General features: G+C 39.8%; 18 protein-coding genes and 1 riboswitch. Of the genes, 11 read left to right on the top strand and 7 right to left on the bottom strand.

Annotation, left to right across the window (positions count from 1 at the left end):
- Positions 1-53: 53 nt before the first annotated feature.
- Both ESV85_RS06850 and ESV85_RS06845 read right to left on the bottom strand, forming a co-directional pair.
- The gene (locus tag ESV85_RS06850; protein WP_146916002.1) at positions 54-1955 is read right to left on the bottom strand and encodes a DNA topoisomerase IV subunit B; all 1902 of its coding nucleotides are present in this window, start codon (positions 1953-1955) and stop codon (positions 54-56) included.
- Positions 1956-1978: 23 nt separating this feature from the next.
- Complete coding sequence (locus ESV85_RS06845) at positions 1979-2473, bottom strand: DNA topoisomerase IV (protein ID WP_146916001.1); 495 nt, start codon at positions 2471-2473, stop codon at positions 1979-1981.
- A 115-nt stretch (positions 2474-2588) separates the two neighbouring features.
- Between ESV85_RS06845 and ESV85_RS06840 the strand changes: the two genes are divergently transcribed.
- Together ESV85_RS06840 and ESV85_RS06835 are read left to right on the top strand one after the other, a co-directional pair.
- Positions 2589-3821, top strand: a complete 1233-nt coding sequence (locus ESV85_RS06840) for a sterol desaturase family protein (RefSeq protein WP_146915999.1) — start codon at positions 2589-2591, stop codon at positions 3819-3821.
- A gap of 2 nt (positions 3822-3823) precedes the next feature.
- On the top strand, positions 3824-4210 hold the full coding sequence (locus ESV85_RS06835; RefSeq protein WP_146915998.1) for a hypothetical protein: 387 nt from the start codon (positions 3824-3826) through the stop codon (positions 4208-4210).
- Here the strand turns inward: ESV85_RS06835 and ESV85_RS06830 are convergent.
- Together ESV85_RS06830 and ESV85_RS06825 are read right to left on the bottom strand one after the other, a co-directional pair.
- Positions 4191-5123: an ROK family protein gene (locus ESV85_RS06830; RefSeq protein ID WP_146915996.1), complete on the bottom strand. Its 933-nt coding sequence runs from the start codon at positions 5121-5123 to the stop codon at positions 4191-4193. The two genes, ESV85_RS06835 and ESV85_RS06830, sit on opposite strands and share 20 nt — an antisense overlap.
- 46 nt (positions 5124-5169) lie before the next feature.
- Entirely contained in the window at positions 5170-5658 is a 489-nt protein-coding gene (locus tag ESV85_RS06825) for a YkgJ family cysteine cluster protein (RefSeq protein WP_146916151.1), read from the bottom strand.
- Positions 5659-5768: 110 nt separating this feature from the next.
- On the opposite strand from ESV85_RS06825, the gene ESV85_RS06820 reads away from it, so the two are divergent.
- A complete protein-coding gene (locus ESV85_RS06820) occupies positions 5769-6143 on the top strand; it encodes an arsenate reductase family protein (protein ID WP_146915994.1) in 375 nt (124 codons plus the stop codon).
- Here ESV85_RS06820 and ESV85_RS06815 read toward each other — a convergent pair.
- On the bottom strand, positions 6121-6957 hold the full coding sequence (locus ESV85_RS06815) for a S1 RNA-binding domain-containing protein (RefSeq protein WP_146915992.1): 837 nt from the start codon (positions 6955-6957) through the stop codon (positions 6121-6123). The genes ESV85_RS06820 and ESV85_RS06815 overlap by 23 nt on opposite strands.
- 282 nt (positions 6958-7239) lie before the next feature.
- On the opposite strand from ESV85_RS06815, the gene ESV85_RS06810 reads away from it, so the two are divergent.
- Together ESV85_RS06810 and ESV85_RS06805 are read left to right on the top strand one after the other, a co-directional pair.
- A complete protein-coding gene (locus tag ESV85_RS06810; protein ID WP_146915991.1) occupies positions 7240-8130 on the top strand; it encodes a 3-hydroxybutyryl-CoA dehydrogenase in 891 nt (296 codons plus the stop codon).
- Positions 8131-8136: 6 nt separating this feature from the next.
- Positions 8137-8754, top strand: coding sequence for a deoxynucleoside kinase (locus ESV85_RS06805; RefSeq protein ID WP_146915989.1), 618 nt, complete (start codon positions 8137-8139; stop codon positions 8752-8754).
- A 681-nt stretch (positions 8755-9435) separates the two neighbouring features.
- Here ESV85_RS06805 and ESV85_RS06800 read toward each other — a convergent pair.
- Together ESV85_RS06800 and ESV85_RS22245 are read right to left on the bottom strand one after the other, a co-directional pair.
- Entirely contained in the window at positions 9436-10083 is a 648-nt protein-coding gene (locus tag ESV85_RS06800) for a hypothetical protein (RefSeq protein WP_146915987.1), read from the bottom strand.
- A 70-nt stretch (positions 10084-10153) separates the two neighbouring features.
- Complete coding sequence (locus ESV85_RS22245) at positions 10154-10312, bottom strand: hypothetical protein (RefSeq protein WP_191321958.1); 159 nt, start codon at positions 10310-10312, stop codon at positions 10154-10156.
- Between the two features lie 180 nt (positions 10313-10492).
- Between ESV85_RS22245 and ESV85_RS06795 the strand changes: the two genes are divergently transcribed.
- From ESV85_RS06795 to rhaM, 6 genes are all read left to right on the top strand, one after another.
- On the top strand, positions 10493-10828 hold the full coding sequence (locus ESV85_RS06795; protein WP_146915985.1) for an Hpt domain-containing protein: 336 nt from the start codon (positions 10493-10495) through the stop codon (positions 10826-10828).
- 27 nt (positions 10829-10855) lie between these two features.
- Positions 10856-13222, top strand: coding sequence for a S9 family peptidase (locus tag ESV85_RS06790; protein ID WP_146915983.1), 2367 nt, complete (start codon positions 10856-10858; stop codon positions 13220-13222).
- Positions 13223-13396: 174 nt separating this feature from the next.
- Positions 13397-13509: riboswitch (TPP riboswitch) on the top strand.
- A gap of 31 nt (positions 13510-13540) precedes the next feature.
- On the top strand, positions 13541-14167 hold the full coding sequence (gene pnuC / locus ESV85_RS06785; protein ID WP_146915981.1) for a nicotinamide riboside transporter PnuC: 627 nt from the start codon (positions 13541-13543) through the stop codon (positions 14165-14167).
- Complete coding sequence (locus ESV85_RS06780) at positions 14145-15218, top strand: acyl-CoA dehydrogenase (protein WP_146915980.1); 1074 nt, start codon at positions 14145-14147, stop codon at positions 15216-15218. Before pnuC ends, ESV85_RS06780 begins: the two co-directional genes overlap by 23 nt.
- 228 nt (positions 15219-15446) lie before the next feature.
- Positions 15447-16949, top strand: coding sequence for a rhamnogalacturonan acetylesterase (locus ESV85_RS06775; RefSeq protein ID WP_146915978.1), 1503 nt, complete (start codon positions 15447-15449; stop codon positions 16947-16949).
- A gap of 57 nt (positions 16950-17006) precedes the next feature.
- Positions 17007-17324, top strand: coding sequence for an L-rhamnose mutarotase (gene rhaM / locus ESV85_RS06770; RefSeq protein ID WP_146915977.1), 318 nt, complete (start codon positions 17007-17009; stop codon positions 17322-17324).
- Positions 17325-17331: the final 7 nt, after the last annotated feature.

Below are 17331 nucleotides of genomic sequence, written 5' to 3'. Positions count from 1 at the left end.
TATTTTTTGCACTTTTTATACAATTTTGTCAATTATTGCATATTTAATACAAATTAAGCCGCTTCAGTCTCTTCGTCAATTTCTTCTTCTTTTTTAGGGTCTTCAAGAGCCAGATCCTTCTCAATCTTGAGATTTTTAATAATAAAATTCTGACGTGTTGGCGTATTCTTACCCATATAGAAAGTAAGCAAGTCAACGATCTTAGTTTCCTTGTTCAGAATGATTGGCTCTAGACGGATATCTTCTCCTATAAATCCTCCAAATTCCTCTGGGGAAATCTCTCCAAGTCCTTTAAATCGAGTGATTTCAGGCTTGTTTCCTAGTTTGTGAATGGCGCGTTGACGCTCTTCGTCTGAATAGCAATAGATAGTTTCTTTCTTATTTCGTACCCGGAATAGAGGTGTATCAAGAATGAACAAGTGTCCATTCTTCACCAAATCAGGAAAAAACTGCAAGAAGTAGGTCATGATGAGCAAGCGAATATGCATACCATCTACATCGGCATCTGTTGCAATCACAATTTTTCTATACCGAAGACTCTCAATTCCATCTTCTATATTCAGAGCATGCTGAAGTAGATTAAATTCTTCATTTTCATACACTACTTTTTTGGTCATCCCAAAGCAGTTCAAAGGTTTTCCTCTAAGAGAAAATACTGCCTGAGTCTGCACATCACGCGATTTGGTAATAGAACCTGAAGCTGAATCCCCTTCCGTCAAAAACAGCATGGTGTTATTCTTCACCTCTTCATTTGCCTTTGGATCATCATAATGAACACGACAATCTCTCAGCTTTTTATTATGAAGATTTGCCTTTTTCGCTCGGTCGTTGGCCAGTTTCTTAATGCCCGAAATCTCTTTTCGCTCGCGCTCTGATTGAAGGATTCTCTTCAAAAGCGCATCTGCAACTGCCGGATTCTTATGTAAATAATTATCCAGATCGGTCTTTAAAAAGTCATTGATAAACGTACGGACAGTCGGCCCATCAGGACCAATAGACTGTGATCCGAGTTTGGTTTTGGTTTGTGATTCGAAAACCGGTTCCTGAACACGAATGGATATAGCTGCTACTACACTTTGACGAATGTCAGATGCATCGTAATCTTTCTTGAAAAAGTCCCTTATGGTCTTGACAACTGCCTCTCTGAAAGCTGCCAAATGCGTACCTCCTTGAGTAGTGTATTGACCATTGACAAAAGAGTAATACTCCTCTCCGTACTGATTGGAGTGTGTAAGGGCCATTTCGATATCGTTCCCTTTCAGGTGAATAATCGGGTATCGCTGCGTTTCCTCGTCTATTTTGTTGGAAAGAAGATCAAAAAGCCCTCTGTCTGAGAAAAATTTCTTGCCGTTGAAATTGATCGTAAGACCAGCATTCAGATAGGCATAGTTCCAGATCTGGTTTTCTAAATACTCTGGTATGAAATGGTAGTTTTTGAAAATAGCTGCATCGGGAGTAAACACCATTTTGGTACCATTTCGATCAGATGATTTGGCTATCGGCGCGTCATTTACAAGAATCCCTTTTTCGAATTCAGCAACTTTCGTCTCCCCATCTCTGTATGCTTGTACTTTGAAAAAATCAGACAAAGCATTTACAGCTTTGGTACCCACACCGTTTAGTCCTACAGATTTCTGAAATGCTCCAGAATCATATTTACCACCCGTATTGATCTTGGATACACAGTCGATTACTTTTCCTAGCGGAATACCACGACCATAATCACGAACTTCTACTTTATGCTCAGAAATTTTGACTTCGATAGTACGACCATACCCCATCATATGCTCATCGATGGAATTATCAAGCACCTCTTTTACAAGCACATATATACCATCATCCTGCGCACTACCATCACCTAATTTACCGATATACATACCAGGCCTTAGTCTGATATGCTCCCTCCAATCGAGGGATCTGATACTGTCTTCTGTATATTTAACTTCTTCAGCCATAGTCTATTTGATACTTATTATGCTCAAGATTTATTTTTTACCTGATTGAATTTGCCTACGAGGATGGCAAACAATCCAAATACCCATAAGACGAAAAGTCCTGGGATGAGATAAAAGAAGAAATTGAATTGACTCGCAGCGATTACATCCTGATTATTAATAGCATGGGTGTAAAACACCAACATACCTAAACTCATATTCAGAATCCCTCCGAAAGAATAAAACCATCCCAGATAATAATCCCGAAACCTATCTCCCATCGGAAAAACACGGATCAATCCTTTGTGATTTTTGGTTTCCAGTAATTTTGGAGGTAAGAGAACAATCACATTCATTAGTATGAAAATGGCAATCATTCCATAGAAAAACGAGCCCTTACTCAGCTTTTCGGGCGATAATCCATTTTCATTGAAATTGTAACTGACTTTCTCCGGCAATGCTGAATAGAAATACAGGAGAAAGAAAATGAAGAGGGCAACACTGAGGAAATAAAAGGCTTTTCCGAATCGGTAATACATAATTGAGGGGAATTGAATGCGCTAATATAAAGGATTTGGACAAACTGAATCCGACTTATCAATGATCCTTTTATCTTTATCTTTGACAAGTAGCTTCGCAAAAACACCCAAAATAATGAACCTCAGCCCAGTAGTGATCGCGATCCCGATGTATTTCATCCTGATGGCAATAGAAATGATTGCGCTCAGATTTCAAAAACATCCTGGTTATAGACTAAATGATGCTATTACAAATATCAATTGCGGAGTGATCTCTCAAGTCACCGGAGTTTTCATCAAAGTTCTTTCCATCGGTATTTATACGTTGATCTATCAGCATTTCGCATTCTTTCATATCCCAAATAACGTCTGGACATTTTTCCTCTTGTTCTTCCTGTATGACTTTTGCTACTATTGGGCACATCGGATGAGCCATGAGATCAATCTATTCTGGGGAGGCCATGTCGTGCATCACTCCAGCGAAGAGTACAACCTGTCCGTGGCACTTCGTCAGAGTAGCACTCAAACATTCTGGACTTTTTTCTTCTATTTCCCGCTTGCTCTTCTTGGCTTTGATCCTGTCTTGCTAGTTTTAGCATCAGGAATCAATTTGCTATATCAATTCTGGATTCATACTGAGGCGATAGATAGAATGGGCATTTTGGAAAAATTCATGAATACACCTTCTCATCATCGTGTGCATCATGGCCGCAATCCCAAGTACATCGATAAAAATCATGCTGGGACGTTTATCATTTTCGATAAGTGGTTTGGCACATTTCAAGTTGAAGAAGAAAAACCAACCTACGGGATAACCACTCCTGTGAAAAGCTGGAATCCTATCTGGGTCAATCTCGCGCACTATTCTACTATGAAAGAGGAACTGAAGATGATCCCTAATTGGTCAGATCGCATGAAATACCTTTTCTACAAACCTGGATGGTTACCTGATTCACTCGGTGGCTATCGAGCCCCACACGAAGTAGAGGCTGATTATCAGAAATTCGACTCCGTAGTCCCTACTTCACTGAATTGGTATGTATTCACTCAATACATCTTTCTACTCTTGCTAACCGGATTCTTTCTCTTCCAAGTAGAGACATTTACCTGGCTTCCTAAAGTACTTGTAAGTGCAATAATCATATGGACTACGGTTAGTTTTTCGGGAGTATTTGAAAAAAGAAACTGGTATCTACCCCAAGAAATAGCAAGAATTCTGGCTTTTGTGGCTGTTGTCTTTTTCTTAATTCAATCTCTCCTACCTTTGCCGATTCTAGCGGGAGTTTTAGGCATGTATTGCTTAGGCTCTTTCTTTTGGCTGTGGAAAAATCAGCAGCTTAAATCACAAATCCCTTCCATTTCCCTTTGATCATGAATAAAAGCTTTCTACTTCTTTCTGCCTTAGTTCTTTCCTTCGCATTTTCCTGCAGCTCCAAAAGAGACACTGGAAATATGAACATTGAAAACTGGAAAGCTGATCATTATGGCTGCAAAGGATTGAGAATGCAAGATTTGGAAGAACTTGAGCGCCTTAAGCACAGTTTTTTAGGAATAGATAATCAGGCTTTGATCAAGACTTTTGGTCGTCCTGACCGTGTAGAATTGGTGGATAAAAGCCAAACCTTTTTCTTCTACTTCCTGGAACCTAGTAATGCTTGTGAAGGAGTAGAAATAGAAAAAGAACCCCTAAGAGTTCTTTTTCGACTGAATGCTATAAGTAAAGTTTCTGAGGTAACGATTACAACCCAGAACCCATAAAACACAATGCCGCTGCTCCCAGCGTACCTGCGTTATTTTCAAGAGTAGCTTTTTTCAAAACCAAGTCCTTGCCATAATACTGTGTCAAATATTGCTTGATCGTGCGGTCAAGTGTAGGCATCATAAATTCCAGTCCTGCTGAGATTCCACCGCCAAAATACACGTCAGTCACATCTAGAATTCGGATAGCCGATACAATCGCCTCTCCCAAAATTCTTGCTACTTCTTCAAAAACCATCAAGGAAACTGGATTTCCAGCTTTAGCTGTGTCCACCAACAGATGCGTACCTAATTCTGCACCAACTAATACGCCGGCCTTCTCAGGATAAGCATCTATGAGGCGAGACATTATATTCAAAATGCCTTGTCTTCCTATAAGAGTCTCCAGTCTTGCAGCTCCTTTAGAAAGCATATGCCCCATTTCCATAGCGTTGCCTCTGGATCCTTTGAACACCTGTCCGTCCAAAACCAAAGCACTACCAATCCCAGTTCCCATAGTGATAAACAGGAAATTTTGAGAAGGATCATCCTTGCCAAAATAAAACTCACCTATTGCAGCTGCTGCAGCATCATTCTCAAGGGCAAACTCATAATTAGGATATTTTTCCTCTAAGCTCCCTTTCAGGTTAAACCCGTTCAATGTTGGTATTGCAGGGATCTCTAGAGCAGTGGTTCTATCTTTTGAAATCATGCCAGGAAGGCCGATTCCAACATTTTTTACTTGGGGATATTTGGTAAGATACTTCTCCAAACCTGCAATAAAAGCAGTTCCAAATCCCTCAGGATGATCACGATAAGAAGTGGTATCTTCTTTCACAAAGTCTAAAATATTGCCTTCTCTATCTACAAGGCCAATTTTCAAGTGAGTTCCCCCCACATCCACTCCTAGGAAATGTGCTTCCTGATTTTGCATAATATTATTAATAGGTTTACGGTTTCAAAAAAGCAAAAGAATTGCATTACTTCCTATAATCCTTCCCAATCTGCTGGAAAATTTTGAAAACTGCAGGACAAACGAGCGTATTTTTAAGTGAAAGCTCCAAAATACCATGCATTTTTTTTCGATTAGTGTGTGGATACTCCCGGCATGCCTTGGGTCGATCTTCATAGACCAAACATTTATTATCGGCACCAAGAAAAGTACAAGGAGAAGAATTCAATACAAAATCTCCTTCCTCATCCCGATGCAGATACTCATCTATAAAAGCACTGCTTTTCATTCGAAATACTTTCGCCAAGCGATCAATATCTGTATTCAGAAAAATAGGACTTGTGGTCTTACAGCAATTAGCACAGTCCAAACAATCTATTCCGCTGAAGGCCTCCTCATGTAATTCTTCAAACCTTTCGTCCAAAACTTTAGGCTTTACTTTTCTAAGTCTAGCTCTTAATTTTTGATGAGAAGAATATTCTGATCTACTCTCTTTACCGAAATTTTCAAGGTCAATTTCCAATATTTATGAAAGTTAAATGATGTTTATCTGCTAATAGAGAAAATTAACTCTTTTATAAAACATAGATATTCAGTATCTTATGAGAAACATAAACCCTAATAGCTATGAAAACTCACCCTTCAGAATTGTATTTCTATCATTCTCCTACGCAGTTGGTAGATAAGCAGACACTAGCTTATGCTAAGTCAATTTCTCCCTTTGTCAATACAATTGACCTGAGTAAGGAAAAGCTAACGGCTACCCAATGGAATACTCTTTTAGTAAAATTAAACCTCAGAGCTAAGGATCTACTCAACAGAGCTCATCCAGATTACCAGCGATTCATTGCAGGAAAAAACTGGGATGATGAAAGCTGGCTGAATATCCTGATCAAATCTCCTAATCTGATCAAGGCTCCCATAGCTTGTCTTCGAAGAAATGCAATTCTCTGCCTCACTCCCACTGATATCTTGAAGCTTAATTCGATGCGTTTAGTCTGATCCCGTCAGCTTCGATTTGGATCATTCTGGCTTTGTACAGTTGACCAATACATTGTTTGAAATGCTTCTTGCTCATACTCAATTGCTCCTGAATCTCCTCAGGAGTTGATTTATCATGCAAAGGCAAAAAACCTTTTGATTCCAAAATAGCAAGTATTTTTTCTGATCCTTCGTCATACTTCACCCGGCCAGGAGATAATAATTGCAAATCAAGTTTACCATCTTCACGGTTCTTTTTCACATATACTTTTCGGATCTCACCAATCTCCAAGGGCTGAAAAACCTCATTTTTGAAGAGTAAGCCTTCGAATTCACTATCGATCAAAACCTTGAAGCCAAGGTCAGTTTCTTCAAAGATCATCCCTTCGAGTTCTTTCCCCTCTTCCCAATCAAAGGGAGCCAAACGCAAGAAATCTCTGTACTTATTGACTCCGATGAGTCTATTTGTCTTGAAATCCACACAAATCTTGATCAGGTATTTCTGACCTACCTCCATGTTTTTACCCATTTCAGATTTTGGAACAAAAAGATCCTTTGGAAGTCCCCAATCTACAAATGCACCAAAGGAAGTAACTTCTTTGGCCTCCAAAACAGCAAATTCATCTAACAATGCCAGTGGTTTTTGAGTCACAGCGACAGGACGATCTTCACTATCAGTGTACACAAACACTTCGATCTCATCTCCCTCTTTTTCCTCGCCAAGAAGGTATCCTTTAGGAAGTAAAAGTTCTTCTCCAGAACTCAAAGCTAAATAAGCTCCGAAGTCTGTAAATCTATTGATGGGTAATTTTGAGATTAAACCAAGTTCTTTCATGTGTATGTATTTTTCTTTCGAAGGTCATCCCGATAGCTATCGGGAGGAATCTCGCATGGTAAATAATCATCCCACTGTGTGACGGTTAAGTAATGCTCGATTTCATGGCCTAAAGGTAGGCAATAATCGCAGTTTGAAACTGAACTTCTGTGACAAACAAAGTCAGGAATTGAAAGTTAAAAAATTGGATATACTATTAGTCAGGAGTAGCTTTGAGCCTTTCAACTGGATATATCCACTGAAGAAGACCCAAATTGTAACTTTAAATTTTATTACCGCATTATGAAAAACATCTCCGTCATTGGTTCTGGAACTATGGGAAATGGCATTGCGCATGTTTTTGCGCAACATAGCTATAACGTCAGCCTGATCGATATTAAGCAGGAATTTTTGGACAAAGCATTGGCTACAATCACCAAAAATCTAGATAGACAAGTAGGTAAAGGATTGATTTCGGAGGACGAGAAAAATGCAGCGCTGGGGAGAATACAAACATTCACTGACTTGGAAGCAGGAGTTAAATCTGCTGATTTGGTGGTAGAAGCGGCTACTGAGAATATGGATCTCAAGCTTGAAATATTTAGAAAAATAGATCAATTCAGCCCTGAATCGGCTATTCTAGCAAGTAATACCTCCTCCATTTCTATTACAAAAATAGCAGCAGCAACGAAGAGACCTGAACAGGTCATTGGTATGCACTTCATGAATCCAGTTCCCGTAATGAAACTCGTGGAAGTGATTCGTGGCTATGCGACTTCGGATGAGGTAACGGCTAAAATCATGGCTTTATCCAGCAAGCTCTCTAAAGATCCAGTGGAAGTGAATGATTACCCTGGATTTGTGGCAAATAGAATTTTGATGCCGATGATCAACGAAGCGATATATTCACTTTTCGAAGGGGTGGCTGGAGTTCACGAAATTGATACGGTAATGAAACTTGGAATGGCACATCCTATGGGCCCTCTTCAATTAGCAGATTTCATCGGATTAGACGTTTGCCTTTCTATATTAAGAGTACTTCACGATGGCTTTGGCAATCCAAAATATGCTCCTTGCCCATTGTTAGTTAATATGGTAGAAGCAGGCTTCAAAGGAGTGAAATCAGGCGAAGGATTTTATAAATACGCTGCTGGAAGCAAAGATTCTGTCGTTTCACCTCGCTTCACAAAATAAGAAATAATGCACATCGCTGTATCCGGAAATATAGGTAGTGGCAAGACTACGCTTACCGAAAAACTCGCCAAACACTATGGTTGGAAAGCTGAATTTGAAGCTGTAGACAATAACCCTTATCTCCCTGACTTTTATGAAGATATGAAGAGGTGGGCTTTTCATCTACAGGTATATTTTCTCAACTCTCGTTTCAATCAAATAAAGAAAATTCAGGAGAGCAAAACGCCAACCATTCAGGATAGAACGATCTATGAAGATGCGTATATTTTCGCTGCTAATCTCTACAAAAGTCAGCTTCTGACTGAGCGAGATTACGAAAATTACCAAAGCCTATTTTCTAGTATGATTGCACATGTGAAAGCGCCAGATCTGCTGATCTATCTGAAAGCAGACATTCCTAAGCTCGTGGGTCAAATAGAAAAACGAGGAAGAAGTTATGAGACTACGATGCGCATAGACTATCTGAAAAACCTCAATACGCACTACGAGGAATGGATCGCTGGCTATACCGAGGGGAAACTATTGATTATAGATGTAAATAACTTGGATTTTGTAGAGAATCCGGATGATTTCTCTTTCGTGGTGGAAAAAGTCGAGCGGGAAATATTTGGGTTGTTTTCTTAAGCTAGGTTAAAGGTTTTTCACCACAAAAGGAACAAAGGGCATAAAGCTTTTGAAGCTACACCATTGACCTATGTCGTAAGATTATTGGCTATGTTTTCTATGTGGCTAAGCGGTAATTTTTAAATCACATAGCCACATAGTTTTCATAGCTTAGAAAATGGCAAAGCATCACCTAGAGCAGATCCCGTAGCTTTGTTTTCTTTGTGACTTTTGTGGTAGAATTTTTTGAACCACAAAAGTCACAAAGGGCATAAAGTTTTCACAGATCATTTTTCTATGTTTTCTATGTGACTATGTGGTAATTTTTAAATCACATAGCCACATAGTTTTCATAGCTTAGAAAATGGCAAAGCATCACCTAGAGCAGATCCCGTAGCTTTGTTTTCTTTGTGACTTTTGTGGTAGAATTTTTTGAACCACAAAAGTCACAAAGGGCATAAAGTTTTCACAGATCATTTTTCTATGTTTTCTATGTGACTATGCGGTAATTTTTAAACCACATAGCCACATAGTTTTCATAGTCTTAAAAATGGCACATGATCTACATGTAAGAAGCCTACCTATTTTGTTCTCTTTATTCCTTTTGTGGTAGAATTTTTTGAACCACAGAAGGAACAAAGGGCATAAAGCTTTCAGGTTTTACAGCGCGCATTAACTTTTATGTCGTCAACTGCAATAGTTTTACCCTTGGTATTTTCGATTAAACCAATTTAAAAGCATAGCCCGCTGTTCCTCTTTTGGATTAATAAGCAATTGATCCAATCGCTTCAAGGAACCTCCAGTCATGAGCGTTTCGAATGGTGTGATTCGGAAAAGTTTATACCCATGAATCCTAGTCTGCAGATCAAATTGAGCATCGTTGTAAGCAGTAAGTTTCCACCCACTTGCACCATTTCCTGAGAAGTCTCCAGGCTCATTTGCTTCGCCAAAGCAATGCTTGGCAATAGGTGCTCCATTCCAGATTCTGTGCTGCATTCCCACCTTCAGACATTCCTTCTCATAGCTTCTGGATAGACGCTTTTGAGTTTCAGTGAACGGAAAATTTAACTCTGAATAAAGATCTGATCTAAAGGTAATTAGTCTGTATCTATTGAAGTGTAATTCCTCGTTGTACACAAATAAATTTCGGCCGATTTTGAAGTCAAATTTTAGTTTTTCCAACAATGGAAACTCACCCACACCACCCAAATCCCCGTAGATTTCAGTTAGCCAATTCCGACCTTTTTTATCCAAGTATTTTGGTTCTAATTCTAATTCAAAATCTCGCTCAAAATCCACTTCTCCCTCACGTAAAATAAGGTCAAGTTGGCGAGTCATTAAGTTATCCATTGAGTTAGTTTTATCTCAGTAAGGCTACCGAGTACGTGTAATCCCTTCAGCGAAAAAGAGTATGTAAAGTCTACTTTCCTCCATTCTCTAATTCATCACCTATTCGCTGCTCCAGATTTCCTTTGGAACCTGGGAAAGTAGTTCTCTGCGAAATGTCATATCCGATATAGCACATGATCAACATGAATATCACGAACAGAATCAAAAATATCTTTTTATTCCTTGGCATTTTAAATTGATTTTTGACTAGATGGAGAGCAAAATTAGCCAATCATGGGTTATTTAAGATAAATGTTCATGAATTTTTGAAAGACATTAGTTTTAAATTATACTTTTTCAAAAATGTGTCTAATTTTATGAAGAAGGATTAAATCATTTTTTTACAGCCTAGACCCTTTTTCACCCAGTTATGTATCAACTTATAAGTGAACAATCGATTTATCATTATTTTGGCGAAGATGAGCCTGAAATGATTAGAGAGATGGTTCAGATAATTTTAGAAACGAACATACAGGATTTGAAGGAACTAGATGATTTTTATAAAAAAAATGATTTTAGTACCATCAAAAAACGCTGCCACAAAGCGAAGCCTACTATGATCTATATAGGAGCTCAAAAAACCCGTAAAATTTTGGAAGAAATTGAGAAAAGCCTAGACGATTATCAGGAACTAAACGAAAACCTTCAAGCTCAACTTATCGAAATTGAAACTGAGCTACATCAGTTCCTTGAAGCAATTAATTGATTACAGAATAAACAAACCCATACGAATATGCAGCGAAAACTACTGTTTCTGCCTTTGCTATGCATTGTCTTTTTGCAAGCTCAGGCGCAGTCAAATTTAAGTGTAGAATACATCATGCGAGATCCGGTCTGGATGGGAACTTTCCCTTCCAATGCCTCCTGGAGCGATGATTCCCAAACCATTTACTTCAGATATAATCAAGCTAAAGATCCTGCAGATTCCTTATACAAATTAGCCTTGTCTAGCAAAGGAGCAATCTCTAAAGTGGGTTGGACAGAAATGAAATCCAACGAACGTGACGGACAGGAATTTAATACTGACAGGTCACTGCGAGTCTATCAGGAGGATAAAAAACTTATGCTGGAGAATATGTCTTCCCGGACTTCAGAAGTGCTTTTGGAATGGCCGGAGAATTTCAACAATCCGGAGTTCTTGGCAAATGAGCAAGAAATTGCCTTCACTTCTAAGGGTAATATTTATATCTGGAACAGAGCTAGTAAGTCTGTAAGAAAAGCAACCAATATCTCCACTGAGTCAAAACCTAAAGATAAATCCAAAGACGATGATAAAGTAGAGTGGTTAGAATCTGAGAATCTTAATCTGCTCAACGTAGTACGTGAGCGCAAGGAAAACGCTAAGATGCGTAGTGATTACAGAGAGGCTTTCAACCAATCTGAAAAAGAAGAATTCGTCTATTACACAGAGGGGAAATCTCCAGGTAACCTCCAATTGTCCCCAGACGGCAAGTTTGCCTCCTTTTCAATCTATAACTCAGGCTCCAACAAAAACACGAAAGTACCAGATTATGTGGATGCTTCCGGATATACAGTCGATCTAAATGCACGTTCGAAAGTAGGCAACTCTCCTACTAAGGTTGAAATTGGAATTTATGATTTACAACGAGACACTGTCTATTTCTTAAGTGCGGCAGAGCTTCCAGGCATCAAGGATTTGCCTGATTACGTCACTGATTATCCGGATAAAACCTGGGAAGAAAAAGAAAGAGATGTGATGTTCTCCAATCTTTACTTCTCTCCTGATGGAAAAAATGCAATCGTCAATATCGGCTCCGCAGATAACAAAGACCGTTGGATTGCTTCTGTAGATTTGCAGACAGGTAAATTGACAACCCTCGATCGTCAAAGAGATGAAGCATGGATATCCGGCCCAGGAGTTGGCAGATCTTTCTATGGTGGAACACTGGGGTGGTTACCAGATAATAAACACATCTATTTCCAGTCTGAAGAATCAGGTTATTCGCATCTCTACTTACTAGATGTGACCACTGGTAAAAAGAAAGCACTTACTTCAGGTGAGTATGAAGTATTTGATCCATTTCTTTCCAAGGACAAAAAATCATGGTACCTGACAACTTCTGAAGTAGATCCAGGTGAGCGCCATTTCTATAAGATGCCTGTAATGGGTGGGAAAATGGATAAGCTGACTTCCATGACAGGTAACAATGAGGTTTCTATTTCTCCAGATGAGAAAAAGCTGGCAATCATATACTCCTATAGTAACAAACCTGCTGAACTATATCTTCAAGACAATAAAGTTGGGGCAAAAGCCGAGCAGCTGACTTCTGGTCAAAGCGAAGAATTCAAAGCCTATAATTGGAGAGATCCTCAGATAGTACGATTCACTGCAGAAGATGGAGCTCAAGTACCTGCTAGACTGTATACTCCTGATCCTGCTAAAAATAATGGTGCAGCTGTGGTATTCGTTCATGGAGCTGGTTACTTACAAAACGTCCATAAATGGTGGAGCAGCTACTTTAGAGAATACATGTTCCACAACCTGTTGACAGATTTGGGATACACTGTTTTAGATATTGATTACCGTGGATCCGCTGGATACGGTCGTGACTGGAGAACAGGAATCTATCGCCACATGGGTGGAAAAGACCTTTCTGATCAGGTAGATGGGGTAAAATATCTTGTTGAATCTCATGGAGTAGATCCCAAGAGAGTTGGTTTGTACGGTGGTAGCTACGGTGGTTTTATCACCTTGATGGCGCTTTTCAATGCGCCAGACACCTTTAAATCTGGCGCAGCTCTTCGCTCGGTTACTGATTGGGCACATTACAATCATGGATATACTGCCAACATATTGAACACTCCAGAGGAAGATCCGATCGCATACCGTCGTTCTTCTCCTATTTACTTCGCCGAAGGCCTAAAAGGAAACTTGCTGATGGCCCATGGAATGGTCGATGTGAATGTACACTTCCAGGATGTAGTAAGACTTTCACAGCGTTTTATCGAACTAGGAAAAGACAACTGGGAAATGGCAATCTATCCGGTAGAAGATCACGGATTTGTAGAACCTAGTTCTTGGACGGATGAGTACAAGAGAATTCTCAAACTATTCAATGAAACACTAATTGAGGATTAGATATCAATTTTAAGAATACAGAATGGCTGGTCATACGATCAGCCATTTTTTTTAATGTTGAACATTCATAAGTTCAATCTGCCCCGTGTCTTACAACCATACTATCTCTATCTCCTCTGAGCAGATGCCTTTTTACTGCTTCGATAAAAGAAATATTAATCTCTATATTAGCGCCATCAAATGAGGGGTGCCCTAAAAGTTACGGGCTGAGATCATACCCATCGGTGAGCGATCACCGAGCACCTGATCCGGGTAATGCCGGCGTAGGGATTAGATTACTGTTCTCCCTTTTTTGAATAATCATAAAACGTTATTCAAATGTTATTAGCTATTGACCTAAGTCTGCTCGCTGAGCAGATCAAAGCCACCAGTTTATTGGAGTGGGTTGCTGTGAGTTTTGGAGTCACCGAAGTCCTGCTCGCTCGCAAAAACAACGTTCTGCTCTATCCTGCAGGTATTATCGGTATTTTGTGTTCTGGCTTCCTGCTAGTGGACGCCAAGCTCTATGCCGAAACACTGCTTCATGCCTATTATCTAGTCATGAGTATTTACGGTTGGGCAATGTGGAGAAACAGATCGGCGTCTGGTGCTTCCCAAATCTCCAGAAGTTCCGCAAGAGAAAAAAAGATCACCTGGGCCATTGCTCTCGGTGGATGGGCATTCCTGTATTTTATGCTTACCAACTTCACTGATTCAGATGTTCCGATCGTAGATGCCTTCGTTTCATCTACTGCCTGGGCAGGCATGTGGCTCTTAGCAAAGAGAAAGCTTGAAAACTGGATTTGGCTCAATGTTTCGAATCTTATTGCGATCCCTTTACTCTTTCATAAAGAGCTGATTTTAATTTCATTACTTACCATTTTCCTTTTTGTTGTAGCTATTTTCGGATACTTCGATTGGAAGAGAGAACTAGACCAACCCAATGAACAACTCAAATCTGTTTAATCACGAACTAGCAGCAAAGGCTGAGGAACTTGGTTACCTGCCAGATAAATGGTTGACTGAGATCTATGCTGAAAAATGGTTTAAACTTTTCGTGCCAACCGATCTAGGTGGATTGGGATGTACTTTGCCAGAAGCTCTGAAAATCGAGGAAAAGCTAGCCAAATTCGACGGAAGCTTAGGCTGGACAGTGACGCTTTGCGCGGGTGCAGCTTGGTTTGTGGGTTTTATGGATGAGTCAGTTCGAAAAGACATTTTTCCAGATGAACATCTCTGCCTTGCTGGAAGTGGATTTGTAGGTGGAAAAGCTGATAAAATCGGAGAAAAGTATCAGATCTCCGGAAGCTGGACTTATGCATCAGGAGCTTTGCATGCTACACATCTTACGGCCAACTGTGAGATTTATGAAAATGGAAAAGCGCTTTTGGATAAAAAAGGAAAGCCGGTCGTAAAAGCCTTTTTATTGGATAGAAAAGACGTGGAGATTCTTGATGGCTGGAATTACATGGGCATGATAGCTACAGGGAGTCATGCCTTTCGTTGTGAAAACTTAAGCGTTCCGGTAAATCGCTGCTTTGAAATCCTTCCTAACAAAGCTCAATTGAAAGCTCCAGTTTACCAATACCCCTTTCTCCAATTAGCCGAGGCAACCTTAGCTGCGAATATTCTAGGTATTTCTAAACACCTGAAAGAATTAATTGAGCAGTCTTTTTATAAAAGGCACGAATACAGGAAGTATGACAAAAAACACCTCAGCTACTTCCAGGATCTACTTATTAAGCAAGATAAAAAGCTTCACAAACTCAGAGATGAGTTTTACGGTCAAGTAAATTCTTCTTGGGAAGAACTGGAGGAAAAGGGCAAAATCTCTGATTCACGATTGAAGAAAGTTAGCAAAATCAGCCGAAAACTTACTCAACAGTGTAGAGAGATAAACGGAAAGCTTTATCCATTCTCCGGATTGGAAGCTGCTAAGACGCATACTGAATTGAATCGTGTCTGGCGAGATTTCAATACCGTTGGGCAACATGCTTTACTGATATTTCCTTTTTAGATTAATAAATGACCAGTTTCCCGCAGATTTTCGGAGATCATTTCGCAGGCTTACGCTGATGAAGTGTTGTAGAATTTGGCGACTATAAAATCTGCGAATATCTGCGTTATTTTTCCGCGTCAATCTGCGGGATTTTTTTCTTATGTCACTACAGGTTATTCTCCTACTATTCTTTTGCTAAATTGAGCAACATAAAATTTATAATTCTTTTAGCTCAGACTAGTATCGATGAACTTCAGCAAACCCATTAATTCTGTATTAATTCTTGTTTTAGCCCTCCTATTCACGGCCTTTCATGAATACAGGGAAGAAAAGAAAACACTCTATCTCATCGGAGATTCTACGGTAAGAAATGGTGGAGAAGGAAATTTACAGCGTGGTTGGGGCAATGTTCTCCAGGATTTTTTTGATAGTACCAAACTTGAAGTAAGCAACCAGGCCATGGCTGGAAGAAGTACCCGAACCTTTATCAAAGAAGGCCGATGGGAAAAAGTCCTAGAAACACTTAAGCCCGGCGATTACGTAATCATGCAATTTGGCCATAATGAAGGCTCAGTTCCTGACACCACAAAAGCTGGTTATAGAGGTGTTTTACGCGGAATGGGTGATGAAACAAAAGAACTCACATGGCCAGATGGCACAATAGAAACTGTACACACCTATGGTTGGTATCTGGAAAAATTCATAAAGGATACCAAAGCTAAAGGTGCTATTCCTATCGTAGCGTCCATGATTCCCCGCAACAAATTTAATGATGGGGAGGTCGAACGAGCAAATCAGGATTTTGGGAAATGGGCTAAAGACGCAGCAAGAAGACACGGAGTTCCATTCGTTGACCTGAATTCAATCGTTGCAGATCAATATGATATCTGGGGTCAGGAAGTTGTAAAAGGGTTTTTTGAAAGAGATCATACCCATACCAATGAAGCTGGAGCTAGAATTAATGCTTGGTCTGTAACAGAAGGTTTGAAGGAATTAAGAGACTACGATCTCAAGGACTATCTGAAAAAGGATAAACCGACACTTTTCCTAATCGGAGATTCTACCGTGAAAAATGGACAAGGTGACGGTGCTGGAGGACTTTGGGGTTGGGGAGATTTCATCGCTCCATATTTTGATCTCGACAAAATCAAAGTTCAGAACCATGCACTAGGTGGTACCAGTAGCCGTACATTCCAAACTTACGGGATGTGGCAGAAAGTTCTGGACAAATTAGAACCAGGAGATTACTTGATTATGCAATTCGGGCACAACGACTCAAGTCCGCTTGACGATGAGGCAAGAGCTCGAGGCACGATCAAAAGTGCAGGTTTGGAAGCAGAAAACATTTACAACCCCATCACAAAAAGTCAGGAAACGGTTTATTCCTACGGACAGTATTTACGCCAGATGATTTTAGCAGCAAAAGCAAAAGGCGTCACTCCTATAGTCTGCTCTTTGATTCCTAGAAATAGCTGGAAAGATGGAAAAGTCGTTACTGCTGAAAATGATTATGGTCTTTGGGCAAAACAAGTCTCTGAAGACACCGAAACCGCCTTTATAGATTTGAACCAGTTGGTGGCTGATCAGTATGATGAGTTGGGGGAAACTTATGTAAAAGCCCATTTCTTCAATGACAAGGATCACACACATACTATCGAGGAAGGAGCCGAACTCAATGCCAAAATCGTCGCTAAGGCCATTAATGGTCTAAATGAAATAGGTCTAAAAGAATTCTTAAAAAATGAATAGCTTGAAGATAAAAGTGCAGCACAGTTTCCTTTTTTCAATATAAAAATTCAACCCAAAATGCCTCAAAAACTAGCCTTTCGGATGAAACTGATTCCAGGTTTTGAAGAAGAATACCAGAGAAGACATCGTGAGATATGGCCTGAACTAGTTACTTTACTCAAGGATACGGGAATCGTTGATTATCAGATATTTTTGGACAAAGAAACTTCCTGCCTTTTTGCTTTTCAAATAATAGAAGGAAATGCAAATTCTCAGGATTTGGGAAGTACGGAAATCGTACAACGCTGGTGGAAACACATGGCGGATATAATGGAAACCAATGCAGACAACTCTCCTATTTCAGTAGAACTTCCCAATGTGTTCGACCTTCAATAACCCAACC

This window comes from Algoriphagus aquimarinus (genome assembly GCF_007997215.1).
GTDB lineage: Bacteria > Bacteroidota > Bacteroidia > Cytophagales > Cyclobacteriaceae > Algoriphagus > Algoriphagus aquimarinus_A.
Note: the sequence above shows the minus strand (reverse complement) of the source record. Positions and strands in the feature narration are given on the sequence as shown.